Annotated in this window: 27 protein-coding genes and 1 pseudogene; 19 read left to right on the forward strand and 9 right to left on the reverse strand. The window is 62.3% G+C overall.

Annotation, left to right across the window (positions count from 1 at the left end):
• Positions 1–95: 95 nt before the first annotated feature.
• Complete coding sequence (locus HJC00_RS14095) at positions 96–881, reverse strand: TSUP family transporter (RefSeq protein WP_221153522.1); 786 nt, start codon at positions 879–881, stop codon at positions 96–98.
• A gap of 99 nt (positions 882–980) precedes the next feature.
• Between HJC00_RS14095 and HJC00_RS14100 the strand changes: the two genes are divergently transcribed.
• Both HJC00_RS14100 and HJC00_RS14105 read left to right on the forward strand, forming a co-directional pair.
• Positions 981–1,400: a cobalamin biosynthesis protein gene (locus HJC00_RS14100; protein ID WP_210630974.1), complete on the forward strand. Its 420-nt coding sequence runs from the start codon at positions 981–983 to the stop codon at positions 1,398–1,400.
• A 70-nt stretch (positions 1,401–1,470) separates the two neighbouring features.
• Complete coding sequence (locus tag HJC00_RS14105; RefSeq protein ID WP_221153523.1) at positions 1,471–2,421, forward strand: nucleoside hydrolase; 951 nt, start codon at positions 1,471–1,473, stop codon at positions 2,419–2,421.
• Positions 2,422–2,535: 114 nt separating this feature from the next.
• On the opposite strand, the gene HJC00_RS14110 is transcribed toward HJC00_RS14105, so the two are convergent.
• On the reverse strand, positions 2,536–2,979 hold the full coding sequence (locus tag HJC00_RS14110) for a DUF805 domain-containing protein (RefSeq protein WP_221153524.1): 444 nt from the start codon (positions 2,977–2,979) through the stop codon (positions 2,536–2,538).
• Positions 2,980–3,265: 286 nt separating this feature from the next.
• Between HJC00_RS14110 and cobA the strand changes: the two genes are divergently transcribed.
• The 6 genes from cobA (at position 3,266) to HJC00_RS14140 (ending at position 8,261) form a co-directional block, all read left to right on the forward strand.
• Positions 3,266–4,105, forward strand: coding sequence for a uroporphyrinogen-III C-methyltransferase (gene cobA / locus HJC00_RS14115; RefSeq protein WP_221153525.1), 840 nt, complete (start codon positions 3,266–3,268; stop codon positions 4,103–4,105).
• Complete coding sequence (locus tag HJC00_RS14120) at positions 4,102–5,409, forward strand: cobyrinate a,c-diamide synthase (RefSeq protein ID WP_221153526.1); 1,308 nt, start codon at positions 4,102–4,104, stop codon at positions 5,407–5,409. The genes cobA and HJC00_RS14120 overlap by 4 nt, the downstream gene beginning before the upstream one ends.
• Entirely contained in the window at positions 5,406–6,413 is a 1,008-nt protein-coding gene (gene cobD, locus HJC00_RS14125) for a threonine-phosphate decarboxylase CobD (RefSeq protein ID WP_221153527.1), read from the forward strand. Before HJC00_RS14120 ends, cobD begins: the two co-directional genes overlap by 4 nt.
• Positions 6,410–7,390, forward strand: a complete 981-nt coding sequence (gene cbiB / locus HJC00_RS14130) for an adenosylcobinamide-phosphate synthase CbiB (protein ID WP_221164216.1) — start codon at positions 6,410–6,412, stop codon at positions 7,388–7,390. Before cobD ends, cbiB begins: the two co-directional genes overlap by 4 nt.
• 92 nt (positions 7,391–7,482) lie before the next feature.
• On the forward strand, positions 7,483–7,683 hold the full coding sequence (locus HJC00_RS14135; protein WP_210630981.1) for a hypothetical protein: 201 nt from the start codon (positions 7,483–7,485) through the stop codon (positions 7,681–7,683).
• 149 nt (positions 7,684–7,832) lie between these two features.
• Entirely contained in the window at positions 7,833–8,261 is a 429-nt protein-coding gene (locus HJC00_RS14140; RefSeq protein WP_221153529.1) for a L,D-transpeptidase, read from the forward strand.
• Between the two features lie 42 nt (positions 8,262–8,303).
• Here HJC00_RS14140 and HJC00_RS14145 read toward each other — a convergent pair whose 3' ends face one another.
• Positions 8,304–9,023, reverse strand: a complete 720-nt coding sequence (locus HJC00_RS14145) for a Crp/Fnr family transcriptional regulator (protein ID WP_221164217.1) — start codon at positions 9,021–9,023, stop codon at positions 8,304–8,306.
• 287 nt (positions 9,024–9,310) lie between these two features.
• Here HJC00_RS14145 and HJC00_RS14150 point away from each other — a divergent pair, with 287 nt between their 5' ends.
• The 7 genes from HJC00_RS14150 (at position 9,311) to HJC00_RS14180 (ending at position 15,588) form a co-directional block, all read left to right on the forward strand.
• Positions 9,311–9,589: an acyl carrier protein gene (locus HJC00_RS14150; protein WP_003540486.1), complete on the forward strand. Its 279-nt coding sequence runs from the start codon at positions 9,311–9,313 to the stop codon at positions 9,587–9,589.
• A 117-nt stretch (positions 9,590–9,706) separates the two neighbouring features.
• Positions 9,707–10,189 carry a 3-hydroxyacyl-ACP dehydratase FabZ family protein gene (locus HJC00_RS14155; protein ID WP_210630984.1) on the forward strand — a complete coding sequence of 161 codons (483 nt, stop codon included), beginning with the start codon at positions 9,707–9,709 and terminating at the stop codon, positions 10,187–10,189.
• Entirely contained in the window at positions 10,186–11,391 is a 1,206-nt protein-coding gene (locus tag HJC00_RS14160; RefSeq protein ID WP_210630985.1) for a beta-ketoacyl-ACP synthase, read from the forward strand. Before HJC00_RS14155 ends, HJC00_RS14160 begins: the two co-directional genes overlap by 4 nt.
• Before the next feature lie 10 nt (positions 11,392–11,401).
• Positions 11,402–12,688 (forward strand): beta-ketoacyl-ACP synthase, encoded by a 1,287-nt coding sequence (locus HJC00_RS14165; RefSeq protein ID WP_221153532.1) that lies wholly within the window; start codon positions 11,402–11,404, stop codon positions 12,686–12,688.
• A gap of 56 nt (positions 12,689–12,744) precedes the next feature.
• The gene (locus tag HJC00_RS14170) at positions 12,745–13,773 is read left to right on the forward strand and encodes a zinc-binding dehydrogenase (RefSeq protein ID WP_210630987.1); all 1,029 of its coding nucleotides are present in this window, start codon (positions 12,745–12,747) and stop codon (positions 13,771–13,773) included.
• A 6-nt stretch (positions 13,774–13,779) separates the two neighbouring features.
• Positions 13,780–14,715, forward strand: a complete 936-nt coding sequence (locus HJC00_RS14175) for a lipid A biosynthesis lauroyl acyltransferase (RefSeq protein WP_210630988.1) — start codon at positions 13,780–13,782, stop codon at positions 14,713–14,715.
• A 180-nt stretch (positions 14,716–14,895) separates the two neighbouring features.
• Positions 14,896–15,588: a PAS domain-containing protein gene (locus HJC00_RS14180; RefSeq protein WP_210630989.1), complete on the forward strand. Its 693-nt coding sequence runs from the start codon at positions 14,896–14,898 to the stop codon at positions 15,586–15,588.
• 108 nt (positions 15,589–15,696) lie between these two features.
• Here the strand turns inward: HJC00_RS14180 and HJC00_RS14185 are convergent, their stop codons facing one another.
• From HJC00_RS14185 to HJC00_RS14195, 3 genes are all read right to left on the reverse strand, one after another.
• Positions 15,697–16,056, reverse strand: coding sequence for a VOC family protein (locus HJC00_RS14185; RefSeq protein WP_210630990.1), 360 nt, complete (start codon positions 16,054–16,056; stop codon positions 15,697–15,699).
• A complete protein-coding gene (locus HJC00_RS14190; RefSeq protein ID WP_221164218.1) occupies positions 16,057–16,455 on the reverse strand; it encodes an SRPBCC family protein in 399 nt (132 codons plus the stop codon).
• Between the two features lie 69 nt (positions 16,456–16,524).
• Positions 16,525–17,316: a helix-turn-helix domain-containing protein gene (locus HJC00_RS14195; protein WP_210630992.1), complete on the reverse strand. Its 792-nt coding sequence runs from the start codon at positions 17,314–17,316 to the stop codon at positions 16,525–16,527.
• Positions 17,317–17,520: 204 nt separating this feature from the next.
• On the opposite strand from HJC00_RS14195, the gene gndA reads away from it, so the two are divergent.
• The 4 genes and pseudogenes from gndA (at position 17,521) to HJC00_RS14215 (ending at position 20,891) form a co-directional block, all read left to right on the forward strand.
• Positions 17,521–18,972 carry an NADP-dependent phosphogluconate dehydrogenase gene (gene gndA / locus HJC00_RS14200; RefSeq protein WP_221164219.1) on the forward strand — a complete coding sequence of 484 codons (1,452 nt, stop codon included), beginning with the start codon at positions 17,521–17,523 and terminating at the stop codon, positions 18,970–18,972.
• A gap of 181 nt (positions 18,973–19,153) precedes the next feature.
• Positions 19,154–19,648 carry a GNAT family N-acetyltransferase gene (locus HJC00_RS14205; RefSeq protein WP_210630994.1) on the forward strand — a complete coding sequence of 165 codons (495 nt, stop codon included), beginning with the start codon at positions 19,154–19,156 and terminating at the stop codon, positions 19,646–19,648.
• 23 nt (positions 19,649–19,671) lie between these two features.
• Positions 19,672–20,175 (forward strand): annotated as a pseudogene (locus tag HJC00_RS14210) (GNAT family N-acetyltransferase).
• Between the two features lie 98 nt (positions 20,176–20,273).
• Positions 20,274–20,891: a trans-aconitate 2-methyltransferase gene (locus HJC00_RS14215; protein WP_221164220.1), complete on the forward strand. Its 618-nt coding sequence runs from the start codon at positions 20,274–20,276 to the stop codon at positions 20,889–20,891.
• Positions 20,892–20,902: 11 nt separating this feature from the next.
• On the opposite strand, the gene HJC00_RS14220 is transcribed toward HJC00_RS14215, so the two are convergent.
• The 3 genes from HJC00_RS14220 to HJC00_RS14230 form a co-directional block, all read right to left on the reverse strand.
• Positions 20,903–21,979, reverse strand: a complete 1,077-nt coding sequence (locus HJC00_RS14220; protein WP_221164221.1) for a D-alanine--D-alanine ligase family protein — start codon at positions 21,977–21,979, stop codon at positions 20,903–20,905.
• Positions 21,980–22,012: 33 nt separating this feature from the next.
• Positions 22,013–22,627: a C39 family peptidase gene (locus HJC00_RS14225; RefSeq protein ID WP_221164222.1), complete on the reverse strand. Its 615-nt coding sequence runs from the start codon at positions 22,625–22,627 to the stop codon at positions 22,013–22,015.
• Between the two features lie 536 nt (positions 22,628–23,163).
• A complete protein-coding gene (locus HJC00_RS14230) occupies positions 23,164–24,207 on the reverse strand; it encodes a LacI family transcriptional regulator (RefSeq protein WP_210630998.1) in 1,044 nt (347 codons plus the stop codon).
• Positions 24,208–24,465 lie beyond the last annotated feature (258 nt).

The raw sequence follows: 24,465 nt of genomic DNA on the forward strand, positions 1-24,465 counted from the left end.
TCATCTCCTTTTGATCGCCCGTCAGTTCCAGGCAGCACGATCATGCGGGAAGGTGGCGCACCCTATCAATTACGCCTGAGGTAATGGGCGCTGGCTCAGATGCCAAGCCAGACACGCAGCGGATTTGCCGGATCGGCGAGCAGCTTCACCGCAAGGGCGACGCAGACGATGACGAGCAGCGGCTTGATGAGCTTTGCGCCGATGCGCATGGCGAGCCGTGAGCCCAATTGTGCGCCGAGGAACTGGCAGACGCCCATCAACAGGCCGATCTTCCAGAGGATTGCGCCGAAGCTTGCGAAGACGATCAGCGCACCGAGGTTCGAGCCGAAATTCAGAAGTTTGGTGTGCGCGGTGGCCTTAAGCACGCCGAAGCCGGCGAGGGTGACGAAGGCGAGCATGAAGAAGGAGCCGGTGCCGGGGCCGAAGACGCCGTCGTAGAAGCCGATGGCCGGCACCAGCGTCAGGCCGAAGGCGAAGGGCGTGATGAGACGGTGTTTGTCGAGGTCGTTGAGATTCGGTTTGACAGCAAAGAAGATCGCGATTGCCAGCAGCAGCACAGGCATGATCGCTTGAAGCACCTGTCCTGGTACGATCGTCGCAAGAGCGGCGCCGAGTGCCCCGCCCATGACGGACATCAGCGCCATCGGCAGCTGTTCGGAAAGCTCCACATGGCCCTTGCGGGCGTAGGCGAGCGTCGCGGAAGCGGCGCCGAAGATCGATTGCACCTTGTTGGTTCCGAGCGTCTGCAGCGGCGGGATGCCGGCGATCAGCATGGCAGGAACCGTAATCAGACCGCCGCCGCCGGCAATGGCATCGACGAAACCGGCGAAGAAGGCGGCCGCGCAGAGCAGCAGAAGCAGATCAAGGGCGATGTCAGGCAAGATGCTATTCCAGAAGGATCTTTCACGGGTCTTGTTGCATTTCCCCCTCCAAGCTGCAATGGCTGCAAGGACACAGCAGGGGTACATTCGGCTGCCTCCATGAGCGACATTTCTTTCGATGCGACAAGGCGCCATGTGCTCGGGCTCGGCTGCGAGCGCGGGACGCCGGTCGCCGAGGTGCAGGCGCTGGCCGTTGCGGCCCTGGCGGCGGCCGGTATCGGTGCGGAGGAACTCGCCGCTATTGCTTCTATCGACAGCCGCCGTAAGGAGGCGGCTATCCTCGCGGTCGCCAGGCATTTTGGCGTGCCGGCCGTATTCTTCGACGCGCCGCGGCTGGAGCGGGAAACGCCGCGGCTCAAAAATCCGTCGGCCGTCGTCTTTGCTCGGGTCGGCTGCCATGGGGTGGCGGAATCGGCAGCGCTTGCGGCGACCGGTGATAATGCCGAACTGATGCTTGGCAAAATCAAATCGGCGCATGCAACGGCGGCAGTTGCCCGTGGCGGGTTGCAGAAAGCCTGATGGTCGCTATGGTGGCGGCAATTCGCGGCGCCACCCGGCAGCCTCGCGATTCACATCTAGAGGAAAAATCATGCACAAGGTCATTTATGACACTGACCCGGGCGTTGACGACGCCATGGCGCTTCTCTTCCTGCATCGGCATCCCGAAATCGACCTGATCGGCATCACCACCGTGTTCGGCAATGCCTCGGTCGAGACGACGACGCGCAATGCGCTCTTCCTCAAGCGTGAATGGAATATTCCTGCACCCGTCGCCAAAGGCGCCAGCGTCACCATCGATGCCTCGCGCGCGGAGCGGGAGTGGCCTTCCATGGTGCATGGCGACAACGGCCTCGGCGATATCGAGGTGCCAGCGTCGATCGACCTGCCGCTCGATCCGCGCCCGGCGCACCGCTTCATTATCGACACCGTGCGTGCCCATCCCGGCGAGGTGCGCCTGGTCGCGGTCGGGCGAATGACCAATCTGGCGCGGGCGTTGAAGGAAGACCCGGAGATTGCGACCCTGGTCAAGGACGTCGTCATCATGGGTGGCAATTTCTATGTGCCCGGCAATGTCTCGCCGGTCGCCGAGGCCAATATTCATGGCGATCCCGAGGCCGCCGACATCGTCATGACCGCGCCCTGGAAGGTCGCAGTCATCGGCCTTGACGTCACCTCGATCACCACCATGAGCCGCAGTTATCTCGGCAGGATGGCGGCCGAGGGAGATGGTGCCGTGAAACTGCTCGACGCACTCTCGCAATCCTACATCGACTTCTACAAGCATGCGGTCGAGGACGGCATGATGGTGCATGACAGCTGCGCCGCAGTCTACGTCGTGGCGCCGGAGCTGTTCTCGTCCATCTCAGGTGCGGTGCGCGTCGTCTGCGGCGGCATTGCCGACGGCCAGACGATCGTCAAGCCGGACAATCGCCGGTTCCCGCCCGGCGATTGGGATGATCGGCCGAGCCAGATCGTCACCACAGGGATCGAGTCGGAAAAGGTCCTGACGCTGATCCGCGATACGCTGCTTCGCGGCTGAGTGTCTTCAACGCCGATTGGAATGTATTTCACCACAGCAGGCGTCGCCTGGCGTCATCCTCGGCACAGGCCACAGCGATACGCCCGGATCTCCGCAACCTCTCGCGGCGGGCCATTATCCGCCGAGCAAACCTAAGCGGGCGCCGGCGGAGCCGGGCACTTCGCCAAACCTGTTGGGGTCCTTCGAGCCAGGAGTTAGGATGATTGCAGGATGGACCGCCAGCAGAAAGATGCTCATGAGAATTACTGCGGTCAGGGAGCCAACTGCTTCGTAATAGCCGTAGAGCAGGTGAAGCATGAAGACTGAAGCGGTCCACCAGCCGCTCTGATCGAAATCATGCAGTCGCATCACCATTAGGCAAAGGCAGGTGATGAGCGCCAGCGCATAGGTTAGGGCGATTAACTCCTTAACCCTTGAAATCGCTTCCCGAGTTCCGACCAGCGTCAGTAAGTGAGTGAGAGCGAATACCACGGCCGCGGCGACAGCAATGACTGCCACGTTGAACAGGAAATAGCGAAGACGACCAAGCCTGCCCCGTAACGAGAATATTCTGAGCATTGTCCCCTTACTCGCGCTCATAGTTAGACGGTTGCATTGAAGCAGCGTCAAACGGCAATTGAAAAACTATCGTAGTTCTTTTTTGGCGAGGAAGAAAGCGGAGTTGACCGACTCCATGCGCGGCCGGTCGCGAGGGTAATATCATAGTGTATTCATATTGCTGCATCGCTTTCCTGCGATATCGAATCCGCTCGTTTGCAAAGTGAGTCATTGTCATCTCAGCAACTTCAAGTGAGGTGGCGCAGGCGGCGTTGACCTTGGCTCTCGCTGGGCCTAGATCAACAAAATGTGGAATAGTTTATTCTCCCATTTGCCGGCGTTGGAGCCGGGCAGCGTCTGGCTCGTCGGGGCCGGTCCGGGTGATCCGGGCCTGCTGACGCTCTTGGCCGCCAGGGGGCTCGCCGAGGCTGATGTGATCGTCCACGACGCGTTGGTCAATGAGGACTGCCTGAGGCTCGCGCACCCCGGCGCCGAACTCGAATATGCCGGCAAACGCGGCGGCAAACCCTCGGCCAAGCAGCGGGATATTTCGTTGCGCCTGGTGGAACTGGCGCGCGCCGGCAAGCGGGTGCTGCGGCTGAAGGGGGGCGATCCCTTCGTCTTCGGGCGCGGCGGCGAGGAGGCGCTGACGCTGGTCGAGCACAATATTCCGTTCCGCATAGTGCCGGGCATCACTGCCGGTATCGGCGGGCTTGCCTATGCCGGCATTCCGGTGACGCATCGCGAGATCAATCATGCGGTGACGTTTCTGACCGGCCATGATTCCTCCGGCATCGTGCCGGACAGGATCGACTGGGAAGCGATCGGCAAGGGTTCGCCGGTGATCGTCATGTACATGGCGATGAAGCACATCGCCCAGATCAGCGCCAAACTCATTGCTTCGGGCCGCTCGCCATCCGAGCCCGTGGCTTTCGTCTGCAATGCGGCGACCGGCGCGCAGCAGGTGCTGGAGACGACGCTCGGGCAAGCGACCGAGGCTGTTACCGCCTCCCGGCTCGAGCCGCCGGCGGTGGTCGTCATCGGCGAGGTGGTGCGGCTCCGAGCCTCGCTCGATTGGCTCGGCGCTCTCGCCGGACGACGGCTGCAGCCGGATCCGTTCCGCCAGTCCGGCCAGGTGCTGGCATGAGCGGCCTCCTGATCGCAGCTCCTTCTTCCGGCGTCGGCAAGACGACGGTGACGCTCGGCCTGCTCAGAGCCTTGCGTCGGCGCGGCATCGCGATCGCGCCCGGCAAGGCCGGCCCCGACTATATCGATCCCGCCTTCCATGCGGCGGCAAGCGGCACGCCCTGCCTGAACTTCGACCCCTGGGCGATGCGGCCGGAGCTGATCTCGGCCAATGCGACGCTGCACCGCTCCGGCGACCGCATTCTCGTCGTTGAGGCGATGATGGGGCTGTTCGACGGAGCGGCCGACGGGAAGGGGACGGCAGCGGATCTGGCCGCCCAGCTCGGCCTTTCCGTGGTGCTGGTCATCGACGCTTCGCGCATGTCGCAATCGGTCGCGCCGCTGGTGGCGGGTTTTGCCGGCTTCCGCGCGGATGTTCGCGTTGCCGGCGTCATCCTCAACAAGGTCGGCAGCGAACGCCACGAGGCGATGCTGCGTCAGGCGCTCGAGGCGATTCGGATGCCGGTGATCGCCGTGATCGGCGCCGACAAGGCGCTTGTCCTGCCGAATCGCCATCTCGGCCTTGTTCAGGCCGGTGAGCATGCAAGCCTCGAAGGTTTCATCGAGCATGCGGCGGATGCCGTCTCCGAGGAATGCAATTTCGAGTTTCTGCTGCGCATCGCCAGGCAGGGCCTCAACCGGCCGTCGGCTGCCAATATCGATCGCCTGCCGCCACTCGGCAGTCGCATTGCGGTGGCCCGTGATATCGCTTTCGCCTTTTCCTATGAGCATATGCTGCTTGGCTGGCGGCGGCGGGGGGGTGCGATTTCCTTCTTCTCGCCGCTGGCCGACGAGGCGCCCGCTGCCGATGCTGATGCGATCTATCTGCCTGGCGGTTATCCCGAACTGCATGCCGGAACGCTCTCCCAGGCGTCGAATTTTCGCGCAGGCCTTCTCGATGCGGCGGCGCGCGGCATCCGGATCTATGGCGAGTGCGGCGGCTACATGGTGCTCGGCGACGGGCTGATCGACGCAGAGGGCATCCGTCACGAGATGCTCGGTCTGCTGCCCGTTGTCACCAGCTATGCCGCGCGAAAACGCCATCTCGGTTATCGCCGCGTCATGCCGCTCGACGGCGCGATCTTTCAACGAGCGATGACGGCGCATGAATTCCACTATTCCACCCTCATCTCCGAAGGCGAGGGCGAACGGCTGTTTCAGGTCCGAGATGCGCTCGGAACCGATCTTGGCCCGGCGGGGCTCCGGCGCGGGCAGGTGGCGGGTTCCTACATGCATCTGATCGATCTTGCCGGGATTGCCGCGTGAGCGCGCCGATCGTCCATGGTGGCGGAGTCACTGCCGCTGCTGCCGCCTTTGGCGGCAGGCCGGAGGACTGGCTCGACCTTTCCACCGGGATCAATCCGTGCCCGGCTGCCCTGCCGGAAATCCCTGCAAGGGCTTGGCACCGCCTGCCGGACAGCCATCTGGCCGAAGAGGCAAGGTGGGCGGCGCGCGATTACTATGGGAGCGGCGAGATCCTGCCGCTGCCGGTGCCCGGCACGCAATCGGTGATCCAACTTCTGCCGCGGTTGCTGACAAAGGATGAGGGCGCCAGGGTCGCCGTCGTGGCGCCGACCTATGGCGAGTATGCGCGCGCTTTTAATTCAGCCGGTTTTGCCGTCGATACCGTCGGTCATGTCGCTGCGATCGGAGTTGAGCATCGGCTTGCGGTCGTTGTCAATCCGAACAATCCCGATGGGCTGACATGGCCCGTGGAAACGCTGATTGGCCTGCATGACAGGATGAAGGCGGTCAATGGACTTCTGGTTGTCGATGAAGCCTTCGGCGACGCCGATCCGGCACTCAGTCTCGCCGGCCACGCGCAGCGGCTCTCAAATCTGGTGATCTTCCGCTCCTTCGGCAAGTTTTTCGGGCTCGCCGGCCTTCGGCTCGGCTTTGCGATTGCGCGTGATGATATTCTCCAGCGTTTCGAGGGATGGCTCGGACCCTGGGCCGTGTCCGGGCCGGCGCTTTCGATAGCAGGCTCGCTGCTGCGTTCGGACGTTTCCCCCATCCGCCAGCTCATCGATGAACGCGGCGTCGGGCTTCATGCGGTGCTGACCGGGCTCGGGCTGCAGATCGCAGGGGGAACGGCGTTGTTTTCCCTTGTCGACGATGCCAGAGCGAGCGACATTTACACGCATCTCTGCCGGCATCATATTCTCGTCCGCAAGTTCGACTATGCGCCCGGATGGCTGCGTTTCGGGCTGACGCCTGATCCGGCGGCGGACCGGAGGCTTGGCGAAGTCCTTCAGAGATTTGAGCGATGACGATCGACCTAAACCTTCTCGTGCTGCTTCTGGCGCTGCTGCTCGACCGGATCGTCGGCGATCCGCAATGGCTCTGGTCGCGCGTGCCGCATCCCGTTGCGATTTTCGGAGCGGTGATCTCCTATGCCGACCAGCAGCTCAATCCTTCAAGCCTCACGGGCCATCAACGGCGGATGAACGGCGTCGCCGCCATCGTAGCGCTGCTGTTGCTGGCCCTGGCGGCAGGCTTCGTGTTCAACCGGTTTTTCGCGCTGTTCGGCCTCGCCGGCATCCTGTTGGAGACCGGATTGGTGGCGATCTTCCTGGCGCAGAAGAGCCTTGCCGACCATGTCGCCGCCGTTGCCGTCGCCCTGCGTGAGGAGGGGCTTGTCGGTGGACGGGCGGCCGTTGCCCGCATTGTCGGGCGCGATCCCGAGACGCTGGATGAGCCGGCCGTCTGCCGCGCGGCGATCGAAAGCCTTGCCGAGAACTTCTCCGATGGCGTCGTCGCGCCGGCGATTTGGTATGCCATTTTCGGCCTGCCAGGGCTTTTCTCCTACAAGATGCTGAACACGGCCGATTCGATGATCGGCCATAGATCGGAAAAATACATCGATTTCGGCTGGGCGGCCGCTCGGCTCGACGATGTCGCCAACTGGCCGGCCGCGCGCCTCTCCATCCTGCTGATTGCTGCAGGCGCCTGGATCCGGCGCGGCACCAGCGCCTGCCGCGAGGCGATCCGGGTAGCGATGCGCGACGGCGGCTTGCACCGTTCGCCGAATTCCGGCCGTCCGGAAGCGGCAATGGCGGGTGCGCTGAATGTCCAGCTTGCCGGACCGCGCATCTACGGCGGCGTGCTCGTTACCGAACCGATGATCAACAATCCCGGGCGCGATGTCGCGACATCCGGCGACATCGAGGACGGTGTCTCCGTTTATCAGGCGAGTTGCATGGTGCTTGCCGGCATCACGTTCGGATTGTTTTTGTGCTTCCTGTGAGGGGTTTGCGCCATAGCTCACCCCCCGGTGGACAGTCACGCCGCAAACGTTTATGCGAAACGCCTCAAATCCATCAGACCGGAAGCAGAGCGATGACAGTTCAGGTTGAACTACCGTGCCCGAAGTGCAAAAGCACCAAAATGAAATTCGAGCGTCCCGAGATCCGGGAGACGGACATCATAAGCTGCGCGGCCTGCGGCCATAATCTCGGCACTATGGCCTCCATCCGTGAAAGGATGAACAAGGCCTATCAGCAACTCAAGCAGAGGCCGGCGGGGCGCAAGCTTCAGTGAGGGGAGCGGCCGTCCTGCGGCGCTTAAACCGGTCATTGCCCTGTTAGAATTGTGATTACCATTCGGGTTAAAGCTATGTAATCAAGTATCGTCGTAGTCTCTCTGTCGTGAGGGCGCAATCAAATGCGCGGGCGCGAAGAGGGATTATCATGAAGACGATTTTTGCCGCCGCGGCGGCAAGCTTATTACTGCAGTTTTCTCCGGCTGCGGCTGAGGCAGCAGCGCTGGTTGCCAATATCAGCATCGGCAAGCAGACGATGACCGTCACCGAGAACGGCTTCGTCAAATATCGCTGGAAGGTTTCCACCGCGCGCAATGGTTATGTCACGCCCACCGGCTCCTGGAGCGCCAAATGGCTGTCGCGCGATCATCGCTCGCGCAAGTACGACAATGCGCCGATGCCTTACGCCGTATTTTTCAACGGCGGTTACGCCGTTCACGCCACCTTCGATCTGAAGCGTCTCGGCACACCGGCCTCGCATGGCTGCGTTCGCCTGCATCCTGACAATGCGGCCGAGTTCTTCTCATTGACGCGGCAGGCGGGTCTTGCCAATACCCGCGTCGTCATCACGCGCTGATCCCGGATCAGCGCCTGACTCCGAATGCGACGTCTGATCCTGTTACGCGCTGATTCTTTCCAGTTCATCCAGATCGGGAACGACGATATGTCTGGAGTTCTCGATCAGGATAACACCCCGCTTGCGCAGCCTGGTCATCTGCCGGCTGACGGTTTCGATCGTCAGCCCGAGAAAATCGGCGATCTCGGCGCGCGATAACGGCAGATCGAAGGCGGTGCTGATCGCGGTTTGCGGCTCGGCATGGGTCGCGATGAGGTTGAGCAGGCTTGCAACCTTCTCTTCCGCCGTGCGGCGGCCGAGCGTCAGCATCCATTCGCGCGCGGCGTCGAGCTCGTTGAGCGCCTGATCGTGCAGCCTGCGCTGCAGCTCCGGCGTCTCCGCGATCATGCGGTCGAGCAGGTTGCGCGGGAAGACACAAATTTCGGCGTCGGTTGCCGCCTCCGCCGACAGTGTGCTTTCGCGCATGAAGGGTCTGCCGACGAAATCGGGAGCGAACTGCAGGCCGACGATTTGCTGGCGTCCGTCCGGCATCATCTTGCAGAGCTTCACCACGCCGCGCATGATGTTCGAATAAAACGAACTTTCCGATCCTTGCGCAATGATCTCCGAGCCGGCCTCGATCTTGCGGCGCAGGGAGTGGCGGTTGAGCTCCTTCAACTGAGCGTTCGACAGGGCGCCGCAGACGACGCCGTGCCGCGCCTGACAGGAACGACATGCGACGGGCGTGCCTGTCTCGAAAATCTCGCTGCTGGCAACGTCCATCGTCGGGATCCTTCAAAAAGCCGGACACGTGGAACGCAATCGCAATTCCTTCCAGCGCGGCTTGATGATTATCAAATGCCAGCGCGCATAATTTGATTCAGATCAAAGACCGGTGCGGATGTTGGACAGCCGCATCCTGTTTTCGGCGCCTGCACTCACCGGTGTTCCATTGCTGTTTAGGCAACACCTTATTGTCAATTTGCCGTAACGCCCGGACGAAAGCATTGGCTTTTGAAAAGGATTTGCCTATGAGGGGGTTTAAATCGTCATTTCATGAGGTACAGCGCGTGACCGCTACATTCGATAAAGTTGCCGACATTATTGCAGAAACCAGCGAGATCGATCGCGCCACGATCACGCCGGAGAGCCATACGATCGACGACCTCGGTATCGACAGCCTCGATTTCCTCGACATCGTCTTTGCGATCGACAAGGAATTCGGCATCAAGATTCCGCTCGAAAAGTGGACGCAGGAGGTCAATGAAGGCAAGGTTTCTACGGAAGAATATTTCGTGCTGAAGAACCTCTGCGCCAAAATCGACGAGCTCAAAGCGGCCAAGGCCTGAGCGACACACCAGTCTTTTTTGAACGCCCTGCCGCCCTGAGTATGGCGGCCGGGCGGTTTCGTTCCTAATTAGGCGTCACCAGCGGGCGGATTTGGCCTGCCGGGCCGGAGGATCCGAATGCTGCTGGAATATTTCCAGATGATTGACCGCGTCGAAGCGGTGGACCTGAAGAAGGGGACGCTTGCGGCGCGTTCCGTCGTACCGGCCAAGAGCCCCGTCTTCGAGGGCCATTTTCCCGGTATGCCGCTCGTTCCCGGCGTGCTCCTGATCGAGACCATGGCGCAGGCTTCCGGCATGCTGGTGCTTGCCGTGACCGACTTTGCCGCCATGCCCTTCCTGATGTCGGTCGACGGTGCCAAGATGCGCACCTTCGTCGAGCCGGAAGCCGTGCTCGATATCGAGGCGGTGCTGGAGCATGACGGGTCGGGTTTCGCGGTCACCAAGGCCAAGATCACCAGCGGCGGCAAGAAGGTCTGCGATGCGCAGCTGAAACTGCGCACCATGCCCTTCAGCGAAGTTCCGCTCGGCGATATCGTTAAAAAACGCGCCGGCGAGGTCGGGCTTCTCAAAGCGATCGCAGCGCAGGGAGTGGTTGGATGAGCAAGGCTGCAAACGACGTCGTCATTTCAGGCGTCGGCATCGTTACCTGTCAGGGCGTCGGCAAGGAGGCGCATATCGCGCTGCTTTCGGCGGAGAGCGCGCCGAAGGCGATCGTCGAGACAGAGAAATTCAAACCCTATCCGGTGCATCCGCTGCCTGAGATCGACTGGTCGCAGCAGATCCCCAAGCGCGGCGACCAGCGCCAGATGGAGAACTGGCAGCGCATCGGCGTCTTCGCCGCGGGTCTTGCGCTCGACGATGCCGGCTTCAAGGACAATATTGAGGCCTGCGGCACGATGGACATGATCGTGGCGGCCGGCGGCGGCGAGCGCGACATCAACGTCGACACGCTGATCGTCGACGAGGGCTTGAAGCGCAACGACCGCGAACTGCTGCTCAATGAGAAGCTGACGACGGAACTCAGGCCGACGCTATTCCTGGCGCAGCTTTCCAATCTGCTTGCCGGCAATATTTCCATCGTTCACAAGGTCACCGGCTCCTCGCGGACCTTCATGGGCGAAGAAGCGTCGGGCGTTTCCGCCGTCGAGACGGCGTTCTGGCGCATTCGCTCCGGCGAATCCACCCATGCGCTGGTTGGCGGCGCCTTTGCTGCCGAGCGCCCGGATATGATCCTGCTTACCGAAGCGATCGGCGCGCACACGCGCGGCGAATGGGCGCCACTCTGGTCGCGCTCCGGCCTCGAGGGCGGCGGCATGATCACCGGTTCCGCCGGCGCCTTCCTGGTGCTGGAATCGCGCAAGCATGCGCAAGAACGCGGCGCGCATATTTATGCGACGATCAGCGCCGTTGAGGGCGATCGCGGCAATCGCGCTGCCGGCAATTTCGAAGTGCGGATGGAACGGCTGCTGAAGCCTGCCGCCGAGCTGCCGGCAGAGAGCATGGCGATCTTCTCCGGTTCGACCGGCATGCACGAGATCGCCGCCCGCGAAAAGGCGGTGCTGGAACATCAGCTTCCGGGTGCGGCGATCCGCGGCTTCGGCGGCGTTTCCGGTCACACGATCGAGGCGCAATTCCCGCTGGGGCTGGCGCTCGCAGCCCTGGCCATCGATGCCAACGCAAAGGTTCCACCCTTCGACGCTGCCCATGAAGCGCCGATGAAGGCGGGCACCAAGGCGGCCGTCGTAACGACGGTCGGACACCAGCGCGGCGAGGGCGTCGCCGTTCTTTCCGCAGAGGCGTGAGGAGAGAGATATGACAGCTTCCGCTTACAGGGATCACCTCGGTCGGCCGATCGTCGCAGTGACCGGCATGGGCATCATCACTTCGCTCGGCCAGGGGCTGAAGGACAATTGGGCAGCTCTTTCCTCCGGCACCTCGGGCATCCATGCGATCAATCGCTTTCCCACAGAGGGTCTCTCGACACGGATTGCCGGCACTGTCGATTTCATAGACATTCCGGTGCCGAATGCCGTCGAGCGTTCCTATGCCTTTGCGCGCGAGACGACCATCGAGGCACTAGCCGATGCCGGTCTGTCAGGCGATTTCAACGGCCCGCTGTTCCTTGCCGCGCCGCCGATCGAACCCGAATGGAGCGCCCGTTTCGAACTTGCAGACCGCTCGCCGGCCGCCGATCATCCGGGCGATGCCTATGAGCGCTTCCTGACGGCGCTGCGCCAGCGCCCGGACCCGGCCTTCCACGAGGCGGCCTTGTTCGGCGCGATTTCCGAGCGCCTTGCCGACCGGTTCGGCACGCGCGGCCTTCCCGTGACCTTGTCGACGGCCTGCGCCTCCGGTGTCACTGCGATTCAGCTCGGCATCGAGGCGATCCGCCAGGGCCGTACCGATCGCGCACTGACGGTTGCGACCGACGGGTCGCTCAGCGCCGAGGCGCTGATCCGCTTTTCGCTTCTGTCGGCTCTTTCGACGCAAAACGATCCGCCGACCAAGGCCTCCAAGCCGTTCAGCAAGGATCGCGACGGCTTCGTCATCGCCGAGGGTGCGGCGACGCTGGTGCTGGAATCGCTGGAAGCGGCGGTCGCCCGAGGCGCCAAGGTGCTCGGCATCATGAAGGGCGCCGGCGACAAGGCCGACAGCTTCCACCGCACCCGGTCTTCGCCCGACGGCGGTCCGGCGATCGCGACGATCCGCGCGGCCCTTGCCGACGCAGGCATCGACGAGAGCGGCATCGGCTACATCAATGCGCACGGCACCTCGACACCCGAGAACGACAAGATGGAATATGGCGCCATGTCGGCCGTCTTTGGCGAACGGCTCGTCGCCATTCCGGTGTCGTCGAACAAATCGATGATCGGCCATACGCTGACGGCGGCGGGCGCGGTCGAGGCGGTGTTCTCGCTGCAGACGATGCTGACGGGCACGCTGCCGCCAACGATCAACTACGCCAATCCCGACCCGTCGATCGTGCTCGATGTCGTGCCGAACAGGAAGCGGGAGGGCCAGGTTTCGGCCGTGCTTTCAAACTCCTTCGGCTTCGGCGGGCAGAATGCCAGCCTTGTCATGGCGCTCGAACCGGCTTAAGCGGTTCCCGACAATTTCAAGACGAGACGAACGCCTCCGAGGCGAGGGATTTTGCCATGCGCGCTTTGCAACTGATCGACGACCGCAAGCTTGAGATCACCGACCTGCCGGAACCGGAGGCACCTGCCGCCGGCGAGGTGACGCTGCGCGTCAAGGCGGTGGCGCTGAACCATATCGACGTCTGGGGCTGGCGCGGCATGGCTTTCGCCAAGCGCAAGATGCCGCTCGTCATCGGCGCGGAAGCCTCCGGCGTCATCGAAGCGATCGGTCCCGGGGTCGCCAATGTGCTGCCGGGCCAGCTGGTTTCGATCTATGGCGCGCGCACCTGCGGCCTCTGCCGGCCCTGCCGCGAAGGCCGAGACAATCTCTGCGAGCATGTTTCCGGCGTGCATGGTTTCCATCTCGATGGTTTCGCGCAGGAGAAGGTGAACCTGCCGGCGCGTCTGCTCGTTCCCGCACCTCCCGGTGTGGATGCGATCGGCGCCGCACTCGCTCCCGTCACCTTCGGCACGGTCGAGCACATGCTGTTCGACAACGCCAAGCTCGAGCCCGGCGAAACGATCCTCGTCCATGCCGGCGGCTCCGGCATCGGCACGGCGGCAATTCAACTGGCCAAGAAGATCGGCTGTACCGTGATTACCACGGTCGGTTCCGATGACAAGATCGACAAGGCCAAAGCTCTCGGCGCCGATCACGTCATCAACTACCGCACCGACCGCTTCGAAGGCGTGGTGCGCAAGCTCACCAAGAAGAAGGGTGTGGACGTCGTCTTCGAACACGTCGGCAAAGACACCTGGGCGGGTTCGATGCTCTGCATGAAGCGCGGCGGGCGTCTCGTCACCTGCGGCTCGACCTCCGGCGTTTCCACAGAGATGAACCTGATGATGCTGTTCCAGCAGCAGCTGAAGCTCTTCGGCTCGTTCGGCTGCCGCATGGAGAACATGGCCGATGCAATGCAGAAGATGGGCCGCGGGCTCGTCCATCCGGTCATCGACACCGAAGTCGGCTTCGACGATATCGACCGGGCGCTGGAGCGGATGGAAAGCCGCCAGATCTTCGGCAAGATCATTCTGAAGATGGACTGACCTCACGTGAAGCTGTTCATTACCCGGGTCGTTCTGGCGCTCAGAAATTTCCAGCAATGGCTGGTGGCGCAGGCGATGTTCGGCTTCCTGAACGTGCTGAAGCTGTTTCCGGCCGATGGCGCGATTCGCTTCGCCGACCGGATGATGCGCCGCCTCGGCCGGCGGACCCGCCGCCATAAGCTGATGCTCGTCAATCTGCGCAACGCTTTCCCTGAGAAGAGCGAGGCCGAGATCGAAGAGATCGCGCTCGGCAGCTGGGGAAATATGGGTCGGCTCGCGGCCGAATACGTCTTTCTCGACCAGCTCTTCGACTACGACCCCGAACGGCCGGAGCCGGGCAGAGTGGAGGTGTCGGGCATCCCCATTTTCCTCGACCTGCGTGACAATCCGCGCCCCTTCATCGTCTTTACCGGCCATACTGCCAATTTCGAGCTGCTGCCGGTGGCGGGCGCGGCCTTCGGGCTCACAGTCACCGTGCTTTTCCGGCCGCCGAACAATCCCTATGTCGCAAAGAAGGTATTCGACTTCCGCAGCGCCCGCATGGGCAAGCTGGTGCCTTCGCATGCCGGCTCCTCCTTCGCGCTCGCACGCCAGTTGGAGGCGGGCCAGGGGGTGGGCGTGCTCGTCGACCAGAAATTCGGCAAGGGGCTGAAGGGCACCTTCTTCGGGCTAGACGTGAAGACCAATCCGCTGCTGCCGAAGCTGGTGCGCCAGTTCGATTGCGAGGTCTATCCGGCACGCTGCATCCGCCTGCCAGGTAATCGCTATCGGCTGGAAATCGAGCCGCGGCTGGAGATGCCGCGCGACGCTAAAGGTTATCTCGACCTGCCGGCGGCCGCCCAGCTACTCAACGACAAGGTGGAGAGCTGGGTGCGGGAATATCCGGAACAATGGCTCTGGTATCACGACCGCTGGCAGATCAAGAAGACGCTCGCGCCTTGAAAATCAAACCCTGATTTATCAGCGGTGAAAAGCGGCAGGTGCTCTCGGATTGAAACCGAGTAAACTTCATGTTAGCCGTCACCACCAAGGCGCGAATAACAGCCACCTTAGGGCGCATTTGGGAAAGTGCTGCCACACAATTTGGACACGCCACTTGGGACAATGGGAGTGGGAGGCGTCTTGCTGGAGCTTTTTCGAGCCTTTTCCTTGCGCTGCGCGCAAATAGAGGAAGCCATACGTCTGGGCGATGATCAACGCGTCATGTTGCTCGACCGTCACGTCGAGCCGCTGGTCGAGGCTATCCTGGCCTGCCGGGCGGCCAATCTGCTCGAGGTCTATATGCAGCTACAGTTCGTCAGCCATCTTGTCGCTCGGGACGCGGACGACAGCGCCAGCGTCAGAGAACATGCGGCGGTGCTTTCCCATCTGCTCGACTGCTATTTCGGCACGCATGCGCCGGACTGGCGGGTGCCTTCGCCGCAGGATGTGCGCATCGAGCCGCCGGCAGCCTATGTGCCCGACACCGACAACGGCCAATTCCTCAACGCGGCGATCCTCGAAAGCCTGCCGGGCCGTGTCGCGGTGCTGACCAGGGACTACCGCTACCTCTATTCCAACGCGGCCAACAGCGTCCATCTCGACAGGAAGCCAATGGAACTGATCGGGCGTCACCTTTCCGAATTCATCGGCGAGGAGCGCTTCGCCGAATGCGCCAAGCACAGGCTGGACGCGTGTTTTGCCGGCGAGGAGATCGACTACACCTATGAGCGCCAGGCTGGCGGCGGCGCATCGCGGCAGATACGCTGTCGCATGTCGCCGCTGCGCGACGCGGGCGCGACGGTGATCGGCGCTCTGATCGTGATGGATCGGTAGTCTAGAGCAATTCTGTTTTTCTTCGAATCACGGAATTGTTCTATCGCTTGGTTTTCACGCAATTCCGGACGCAAAACCGCTGCACACTGTTGCTGGAATTGCTCTAACTTACGCCGTCGCCCAGACGGCGAGCTCGTAGCCGTCGCGGTCGAGGAAATGAAAGCGGCGGCCGCCGGGGAAATCGGTGATCGGCCGGCAGATCGTGCCGCCGGCGCGTTCGACCGAGGTCAGCACCTCTTCCAGATCCCTGGCGTAGACAACGACCAGCGGGCCGCCCGGCCGAACGGGGCCGAAATCGGTGAAGCCGCCCTTCAGCCGGCCATCATCAAATTCGCAGTAATTCGGGCCGTAATCGGTGAAGCGCCAGCCGAAGGCCGAGCCGTAAAAGGCTTTGGCGGCGGCGATGTCGGAGACGTTGAATTCGACATAATCGATGCGGCGATCGTTGTGTTCGGAGTTTTGAGCCATCTATCTCTCCATCAGGGCTTTCAGCATGACGAGATCCTTCTCGATATGCGCGGCATCGGCGGCAAATTGCGCGTCTGTCATGCCGGGCAGGCGCAGCAGCGTGAACATGACCTCGCAGCCATCGCCGTTCGGGACGATGCGCAGGGCATTATAAACCCTGAGTCCGGATTCGATCGTCACCGTATGGTCGATCACGCCGAATTCATTGGCGGGAACCAAGCTCACCTTGATGACGCCGAGGGGACCGTGGGCGATCCAGTCCGCGCCGTCGGGCTCGAAGCCGGTGGCTAGCCCGGAGGTCCAGAGCGGCATGTTTTCCGGCTTGCCGGCGAAGTCGTAGACATCCCGCCAGTCGCGCTCGATCGACTGGTGGATGATTTTTGCAGGCATTGTCGCCATGGTGCAGGTCCTTGTATTTTGGTTTCCCTGAAATAATAAGGCCGGCTGGCGGTGTCTTGAACAAAACGGTCAGCCCGACCTTTTCCGCCCGCCGAGTTGGTCGAGGATGATCGCGGGGGTCAGCGTCGAGAGTTCTTGGACCTCGCGGGTCATATGGGCCTGGTCGGCAAAGCCTGCTTCCAGCGCGAGGCCGGCTAGTGGCGTCGCACCCGCCCTGCGGCAGAGGTCGAGGAAACGTTGGAACCGGCGGATGCGTTCCAGAGTCTTGGCGCCATAGCCGAAATGATGGTGGCAGCGGCGGCGCAGCTGCCTTTCGCTTATGCCGAGCCGGTCCGGCAGGCCGGAGACCGGGCGGTTGCTGTCGGCGGCGGCGAAGATCATGGCGGCGTCGCGGGCGGGCTCCTCCTCGTCGCGCGTGGCCTCTTCAAGCAGACGGCCGAACAGCGTCGCGGCGGCCTCGGGTTCCGGGCAATCTTGCAGCCGCGCCTCGAAGTCGCTCGTGTCCTTCCGGCCGATGTCGGTAAGCGGCACCGAGAGGCCGACCAGCGCCGAGAGCGGCGTCTTCAGCCAGGATGCTGCGGCGCCCGGAGCAAAGCGCGCGCCGATAACGGTCGCGTCTGGCCTTATGACAGGGAAGGCTGCCGTCCTGTCGGGCCCGGCGACCTCAAGCCTTCCGTTAATCCAGAGGAGATCACAATAACCATCCGGCACGATCGCCACCCTCGCCGGCGGTCCATCGTTCAGCGTATGCGACCAGAGGCGGCTGAAATGGCGCCACAAGGCGGGCGGCGGCGCATATTCGCGGTAGCGGCCGGCGCGGGCCGCAAGCAGCGCCATGTCTTTTCGTCTTTTCGAAACCAAACGATATCTCCCGAGGTCCGCATGATAACATGAGATAGGGCGGCACGGGCGATCGCGAAAATTTGCGGCTTCCGGATCGGCCGCAGATGAGAGGTTGTCGGACAAGTCAGGCGATCAAAGCCGCATTTCGTTGGCTTTTGCGAACCGATTAGACCCTCGCGAGACTTGCCGTTTGAGCGAGACAGTGCCACAACACCGGTCCAAATGACACATCGGAGGTTTGTCGTGGAAAAGGCAGAAATCGGACTGATCGGCCTTGCGGTCATGGGTTCCAACCTGGCGCTCAACATCGCGGAGAAAGGCAATAAAATCGCGGTCTTCAACCGCACGCCCGAGAAAACCGATGAATTCTATGAAAGCGCCGGCGATCTGAAGAAGCAGATCGTTCCCTGCAAGACCATCGAAGAGTTCGTCGATGCGATCCGGCCGCCGCGTCCGATCATCATCATGATCAAGGCCGGCGACGCCGTCGATCAGCAGATGGAGGCGCTGCGCCCGCATCTCACTAAGGGCGACATCATGATCGATGCCGGCAACGCCAATTTCCGCGACACCGTCGCCCGCTTCGACCGCCTCAAGGATACGGAGCTGACCTTCATCGGCATGGGGGTTTCCGGCGGCGAAGAAGGTGCGCGCCACGGCCCGTCGATCATGGTCGGCGGCACGGAAGAATCCTGGAAGCGTGTCGAGAAGGTGCTGACGTCGATTGCCGCCCGTTACAATGACGAGCCCTGCGTCGCCTGGCTCGGCAATGACGGCGCCGGCCATTTCGTCAAGACCATCCATAACGGCATCGAATATGCCGACATGCAGATGATCGCCGAAATCTACGGCATCCTGCGCGACGGTCTCGGCAAGAGCGCCTCCGAAATCTCCGGCATCTTCGGCGAATGGAACAAGGGCCGGCTGAACTCCTACCTGATCGAGATCTCCGAGAAGGTGCTTGCGGCGACCGATCCGGTTTCCGGCGGGCCGATGGTCGACATGATCCTCGACAAGGCAGGCCAGAAGGGCACCGGCAAGTGGTCGGCGATCGAGGCGCAGAACATGGGCATTCCGGCAACGGCGATCGAAGCCGCGGTCGCCGCTCGTAGCCTCTCCTCAATGAAGTCGCAGCGCGAAGCCGCCGAAAGGATCTTCGGCACGCAGGCCGTCTCCTTCCCGATCGCCTACGGCCCCGAGCTCAACAAGGATCTGGAACTGGCGCTGTTTGCCGCCAAGATCGGCGCCTATGCGCAGGGATTCGCTGTAATGGCGGAAGCTTCCAAGGAGTTCAACTGGTCGCTGCCGATGCCGACGATTGCAAAGATCTGGCGCGCCGGATGCATCATCCGCTCACAGTTCCTCGACGAGATCACCAAGGCTTTTACCGATGCGCCCGATGCGGCGAACCTCATCGTCACGCCGGCCTTCTCGTCCATGGTCAAGGAATCGATCCCAGCGCTTCGCCGCGTCGTGACCGCCGCTCTCGCCGCCGGCCTTCCGGTGCCGGCGCTGACCTCCGCGCTCACCTATTTCGACGCCTACCGCCAGGGCCGGGGCACCGCCAACCTCATCCAAGCCCAGCGCGACTTCTTCGGCGCCCACGGCTTCGACCGCCTGGACGGCAAGGATTTCCACCACGGTCCCTGGGGCAGCGGTGCGGCGACCTTCTGAGGTTTGCGTAGAAGCAATCAGGAAGCCCGACCATCGTGCCGGGCTTTTTCGTTAGGTGCATGGCGCGCTGCGCCGGCCGACGTGGCGCCGCAGCGCAGCTCCCGGTGGGGTAGTATGACTTGCTGATTTTCGACTTTCCCTTCATAGCATCTGCGGAACATTGCTCCTGAGGATTGTAGGGATGCTAATCCGATATGAGACGCCCGCAGATATCGATGCGATCCACGATTTGACGTCGATCGCCTTTGCGGCCATGCCCTACAGCGAAGGTATTGAGGCGGAGATCATCCGGAGGCTTCGCGCGAGCGGCGATCTCACGATCTCGCTGGTCCTCGAGGAAAAAGGCGAGATCCTGGGGCATGTCGCGTTTTCGCCGGTGGCGATCAACGGTGCGCATCGCGGCTGGTTCGGACTGGGTCCGATATCAGTCAAGCCGGGGAGACAGCGGCAAGGCATCGGCAAGGCGCTGATTGCAAAGGGGCTCGCTTTGCTGGAGGAGATGGGCGCCAGCGGATGCGCGCTGATCGGCAATCCCGATGTCTATCGCGGCGCTGGTTTCAGCAGCGACGGGAAACTCAGCTATCATGATCTCGACAAGCGGCTCGTCCAGCGCATTGTCCTTCGCGGGCCGGCGCCGAGCGGCACGCTCCGGTTCGCTCCGGCGTTCGAAAACTAGATCTTCAGCAGAAAGGCAATGACATGTCCGGAATGGGCGCGATCACCCTCCGAACCGCACGCCTTAGGCTCCATATGCCTGAGATCGATGACTTCGCCGCCTATGCGCGGCTGATGGCTTCGCCGCGGTCCACCGGAATGGGCGGCCCGTTCGACGCGCGCGCGGCATGGGGGATGTTCTGCACGACGTGGCTCTGTGGCGGCTGGGCACGGAGCGCTGATGATCGATCTCGTTGAAACCGGCGAATGTATCGGCCAGGTGGGGATCAACCACGGGCCACTCTTTCCGGAAAAGGAACCTGGATGGTTCGTTTATGGAGGGGATGAAGGCAGGGGCTATGCGACCGAGGCAGCCTTTGCGTTGCGCGGCTGGGCTTTTGAGACACTCAAGCTGCCGTCGCTTGTGAGCTATATCGCTCCCGGCAATGCGGCATCCGTGGCCGTTGCCGAGCGGCTGGGGCGCGTCTCAATCCCATAGCGCCCCGGAACGAGCCCAGCGATCTTGTTTACCGCCACATTCCTTCCTGAAGCGCGCATATGGTTGCGCGTGTGGGGCGGTTGGGGACGACGTCTCAATCCCTATATGTTGATGGATCAGGATCGGACGCTGCCAAAATGGATGTAGGATGACGAACGGCACACGTGAGCACTGGGACGAAGTCTATCGCACGAAGGCAGCCGACAGCGTCAGTTGGTATCAGCCGACCCCGGAACCTTCCCTCAAGGCGATTGATGCACTGCAGCTGCCGGCTACGGCTTCGCTGATCGATGTCGGCGGCGGCGCGTCGAGCCTCGTCGATCGTCTCATCGAACGCGGGTGGTCAGACCTTACCGTTCTCGATATCGCCGCACCGGCACTCGACGTCGCGAAGGTGCGGCTGGGCGACGACGCCATGCAGGTCACCTGGTTGGTGGCCGATGTCACCGTATGGAGATCCGGGCGCTACTACGACGTATGGCACGACCGCGCCGTCTTTCACTTTCTCACCGCGCCGGAGCAGCGGCTTGCCTATCGCCATGCGCTCGAAGCCGGCACGGCGCCGGGCAGCGTCGTGATCTTCGCGACTTTCGCGCCGGACGGGCCGGAACGGTGCAGCGGCTTGCCGGTCCAGCGTTACGACGCGGCCGCGCTGGAGGCGGAGTTCTCGCCGGCCTTCATGCTGGAGCGCGACTGGCGCGAAGAGCACACGACCCCCGGCGGCGGCCGGCAGTCTTTCCAGTGGTGTATCTTTAGGCGGCGCTGAACGCTCTGCCTTCAGGCCGCGCGGCTGGCGCGCGCCATGCCGTGTGCCACGAGACGGTCGATGATCTCGGCATAGCTGACGCCGCTTGCCGCCATTGCCTTGGAATACATGCTGATATCGGTAAAGCCGGGAATAGTGTTGAGCTCGTTAATGACGAAGCGCATGTCCGATGTCAGGAAGAAATCGACGCGCGCCATGCCGTCGCAGCCGACGGCCCGGAAAGCTCTTGCAGCCATATCGCACATGGCAGCCTCGATCTCCGCCGGCAGGTCGGCCGGCACTTCCAAGCCAGCGCCGTTCTCATCGATATATTTGGCGTTGTAATTGTAGAAGCCGTGGCTTTCCGCGGGTACGACCTCGCCCGGGCGGGAGACGAAGAGCTTGCCGTCGCTATCCTCCAGCACGCTGAATTCGATCTCGCGGCCGGCGACGAATTCCTCGGCAAGCAGGACGCTGTCATGACGGAAGGCCTGCTCGAGCGCTGCGGCGAATTCCTGGCTGGCATGGACCTTGGCGACGCCGACCGACGATCCCTGTCGTGCCGGCTTGATGAAGAGCGGCAGGCCGAGTTCGCCTTCGAGTGCGGAGAGTGAAGGGGCCGCACCCTCATGGATCGTCACGGCGCGGGCCACCGGCAGGCCCGCCGCCCGCAGCAGGCGCTTGGCGATATCCTTGTCGAGGGCTGCGGCTGAACCGAGGATGCCGCAGCCGGCGAGCGGCACGCGCGCCACTTCAGCTGCGCCCTGCACCGATCCGTCCTCGCCATGCGGGCCGTGCAGCACGGGAAAAAGGATGTCGATCCTTGGCAATTCATGCGGCGCGCCATGGGCTGACATCGCCAGCATGCGCCCGTGGCCGCCCGGCACGAGGCAGATTTCCGTGCCTGACGAGGGTGTCGCCAGCCGGCGGTCCTCGAAGCTGCTCAGCAGCCATTGCCCCTCGCGGGTGATGAAGATGGGAAGGGCATCATATTTCTCCGGCTCCAGCGCGGCCATGACGTTGGTCGCCGAGAGGATCGAAACTTCGTGCTCGGCCGAACGGCCGCCGAAGAGCACGGCGATGCGCAGCCTATTGGGGGAAGGGGTCATGAAAGCCTCCGAAGCGATGGGATGTCGGAAAGATCAGGCCTCGACCAATATGCCGCGATTGGCAAAGAAACGATCGAAGACGGCAAGTGGCAGCGTGACATCGGCTTGGCTTGCCGCGTCATGGCCGGACGGATTGTGGAAATGGATCGTCTCCTGCAAGGCTGATGTCACCAGCACGAGATGACCGCCCTTTGCCGGCGGCTCGCGCTCCGGCCAGCGGATGGCCGAATGCACCGAGGCTATGAAGAACCGGCGTTTCGACAGAAGTTCCGGGATGGCTGAAGTTTCGACGTTGGTCATTGCCTCGGCGCTGAGACCGAAACGCTCGGCGGCGAAACGGACGAACGGGGCGTAGATCAACCCCTTGATCGAGGCATCGATCTCGTTGACGACATAACCGCCATATCTAGTGCAGGCGCGGGCAAGCTCGAGAGTAGGATGGATCTCGCCGCGCGCGGCCAGGATCATCTTCAGGCAGGCCATGCCGCAGACATTCACCGCCCAGCGCGCATATTCTTCGATGGTCGCGGCTCCCGACTGGCGCCAGAGCGGATCCCTGAGCAGCGCCTGCGAACCCTCGGCAAGCACCGGCAGCGTCATGCCGGGCGTTTCCCATTGGCTGAAATAAGGCACGCTGCTCTGCTGCATCCTGTCGACATCTCCGCGGTACGTTTCGTGAGATGGCGGCCAATCTTGGCTTTTTTCGAGCCGATGCCCACTTGCGAATCCGAGGGTAGGGCTCGTTTTTCTTCGGGCCACTAAAATAAGGACGGGATGATAGCATATCCTCAATGGTGACGTGGAACAGCCGGTTCCGTCCGGCTATTGCGCGGGCACCCAAGAAAGCCTCATCCTGAGAGCCTGTGAATCTATGATTTTGCGATTTTTAGCTAGTTAAATCAATGACCTAATTCTCGCAAAACGGACGAAAATCCAAAAGATTCACAGACTCTGAGGCGCCCCGTAGGGGCCTCGAAGGACGGGGCGGGTGCTCGGCATGGCGGGAACATTGATAGAAGGAGGAGCGCTGCGGTGTGCCCTTCGAGGCTTCGGCATTCGGCCTGCGCGCCTTCGGGATGAGGGATGTTGGGGAATGCCGCGCTTAGGGATAGGGCGGGCGTTACATCATGTATGTTTTCGATGTTGGCATTGTTTCGCTAGTTGTCGTCCCGCTCGCCACTGCCCTATCTGTCACCCTCCGGCCAGATCGGCTGGCTGATGCTCTGGAGCAGTTCGGGTTCGACGCCGTCGATCCGGGCGATGACGGCCTTGGCCATTTCGCGCCCGGCCTGGCGCACGTCTTCCTGGACGGTGATGATTTCGGGACGGATCCAGTTGAGGATCGGCACCGACTGCTTGGAGACCATGTCGAGATCGCGGCCGAGCGCCTTGCCGGCGGCCTCGATGCCGGCATTGACGGCGATCGCGGCGCTGCCGGCCGAGCAGACGATCCCGTCAGGCGCGTTGGCCGAGCGCATCATCACTTCGATGATGTCGCGGATATCGGCGAGCGGCGCGTCGGTATTGACGCGCAGCGGCACTTCTTCGGCGCCGTAATCGTGCAGGCCGGTCTGGAAGCCGATGCGGATATGGGTGTAATAGGTGAGCTTGCTTGGCGGCTGCAGCAGGGCGATGCGGCGCCGACCTCGTTTGACGAGGCGTTCCACCGCCTGATGGGCGAAGGCCTCGTTGTCGAAATCGTGGAAGGGGTGGATGAGACCTGCATCGGTGCGCCCATGCGTGGCAAAGGGCATGCCGCGTTCGGACAAGAGCCGCACGCGCGGGTCGTCCGGCTCGATACGCGAGATGATGACGCCGTCGGCCGAGCCAGTCTCGAGGATATAGCGCACTGGCAGCATCGGATCCTTGCTGTGGGAATGCGGTGTCACGACGATATGATAAGGCGTGCCGGACAGCACTTCGGATATGCCGAAGACCATCTGGCTGGAGAAGCCCATGATCTCTTCATCGATGCTGAGGACGAGGGCGATAACGTTTGTCTTGCCGGTGCGCAGGCGCACACCCGCCCGGTTCGGCTGGTAGCCGAGCTGGCGGGCGACCATGCGCACCCGCTCCTTGGTTTCGGCACCGATATCCGGCGCGTCCTTCAGCGCACGCGATACCGTCGTCACGCCGAGGCCCGTCATGAAGGCGATCGTCTTCAACGTCGGGCGCTCGCGCGTCACCGCCGTCGATGTCGCCTGTCCGAAATTTCCCTTGTTTTCCATCCCTGTAGGCCGCCTTGCGCGAATTGGTCTCGCTTATAGAGGCTTTTTCAGGCGCCGTAAGCCCGCCGCCTGCCAAAATCGCGCCTCCCTGAAGAAGTCAATCTGTAACGATACAGTAGAAATGTCGAGCAGTTTTTCTTGTGTGCGTCGCAATATCATTCGCATAGGTTGAATCGGTTATTCCGACGAGATTTTTCTGCAGGTGCGAAAAAGGTAATGCGGAGTTCGAAACTGCAATTTGAAAATTATCGTTAAATT

Source organism: Rhizobium sp. NLR22b, assembly GCF_019685295.1.
Classification (GTDB): Bacteria; Pseudomonadota; Alphaproteobacteria; order Rhizobiales; family Rhizobiaceae; genus Rhizobium.

What these genes read in the sequence shown, in the direction of transcription:
- HJC00_RS14110 (WP_221153524.1), bottom strand. Translation starts at nt 2,979, where the DNA reads ATGCTCAGAATATTCTCGTTACGGGGCAGGCTTGGTCGTCTTCGCTAT.
- cbiB (WP_221164216.1), top strand. Translation starts at nt 6,410, where the DNA reads ATGACGATCGACCTAAACCTTCTCGTGCTGCTTCTGGCGCTGCTGCTC.
- HJC00_RS14185 (WP_210630990.1), bottom strand. Translation starts at nt 16,056, where the DNA reads ATGGCTCAAAACTCCGAACACAACGATCGCCGCATCGATTATGTCGAA.
- HJC00_RS14225 (WP_221164222.1), bottom strand. Translation starts at nt 22,627, where the DNA reads ATGCAGCAGAGCAGCGTGCCTTATTTCAGCCAATGGGAAACGCCCGGC.
- HJC00_RS14220 (WP_221164221.1), bottom strand. Translation starts at nt 21,979, where the DNA reads ATGACCCCTTCCCCCAATAGGCTGCGCATCGCCGTGCTCTTCGGCGGC.
- cobA (WP_221153525.1), top strand. Translation starts at nt 3,266, where the DNA reads ATGTGGAATAGTTTATTCTCCCATTTGCCGGCGTTGGAGCCGGGCAGC.
- HJC00_RS14135 (WP_210630981.1), top strand. Translation starts at nt 7,483, where the DNA reads ATGACAGTTCAGGTTGAACTACCGTGCCCGAAGTGCAAAAGCACCAAA.
- HJC00_RS14120 (WP_221153526.1), top strand. Translation starts at nt 4,102, where the DNA reads ATGAGCGGCCTCCTGATCGCAGCTCCTTCTTCCGGCGTCGGCAAGACG.
- HJC00_RS14230 (WP_210630998.1), bottom strand. Translation starts at nt 24,207, where the DNA reads ATGGAAAACAAGGGAAATTTCGGACAGGCGACATCGACGGCGGTGACG.
- HJC00_RS14215 (WP_221164220.1), top strand. Translation starts at nt 20,274, where the DNA reads ATGACGAACGGCACACGTGAGCACTGGGACGAAGTCTATCGCACGAAG.
- gndA (WP_221164219.1), top strand. Translation starts at nt 17,521, where the DNA reads ATGACACATCGGAGGTTTGTCGTGGAAAAGGCAGAAATCGGACTGATC.
- HJC00_RS14205 (WP_210630994.1), top strand. Translation starts at nt 19,154, where the DNA reads ATGCTAATCCGATATGAGACGCCCGCAGATATCGATGCGATCCACGAT.
- HJC00_RS14190 (WP_221164218.1), bottom strand. Translation starts at nt 16,455, where the DNA reads ATGGCGACAATGCCTGCAAAAATCATCCACCAGTCGATCGAGCGCGAC.
- HJC00_RS14105 (WP_221153523.1), top strand. Translation starts at nt 1,471, where the DNA reads ATGCACAAGGTCATTTATGACACTGACCCGGGCGTTGACGACGCCATG.
- HJC00_RS14140 (WP_221153529.1), top strand. Translation starts at nt 7,833, where the DNA reads ATGAAGACGATTTTTGCCGCCGCGGCGGCAAGCTTATTACTGCAGTTT.
- HJC00_RS14145 (WP_221164217.1), bottom strand. Translation starts at nt 9,023, where the DNA reads ATGGACGTTGCCAGCAGCGAGATTTTCGAGACAGGCACGCCCGTCGCA.
- HJC00_RS14155 (WP_210630984.1), top strand. Translation starts at nt 9,707, where the DNA reads ATGCTGCTGGAATATTTCCAGATGATTGACCGCGTCGAAGCGGTGGAC.
- HJC00_RS14160 (WP_210630985.1), top strand. Translation starts at nt 10,186, where the DNA reads ATGAGCAAGGCTGCAAACGACGTCGTCATTTCAGGCGTCGGCATCGTT.
- HJC00_RS14165 (WP_221153532.1), top strand. Translation starts at nt 11,402, where the DNA reads ATGACAGCTTCCGCTTACAGGGATCACCTCGGTCGGCCGATCGTCGCA.
- HJC00_RS14170 (WP_210630987.1), top strand. Translation starts at nt 12,745, where the DNA reads ATGCGCGCTTTGCAACTGATCGACGACCGCAAGCTTGAGATCACCGAC.
- HJC00_RS14100 (WP_210630974.1), top strand. Translation starts at nt 981, where the DNA reads ATGAGCGACATTTCTTTCGATGCGACAAGGCGCCATGTGCTCGGGCTC.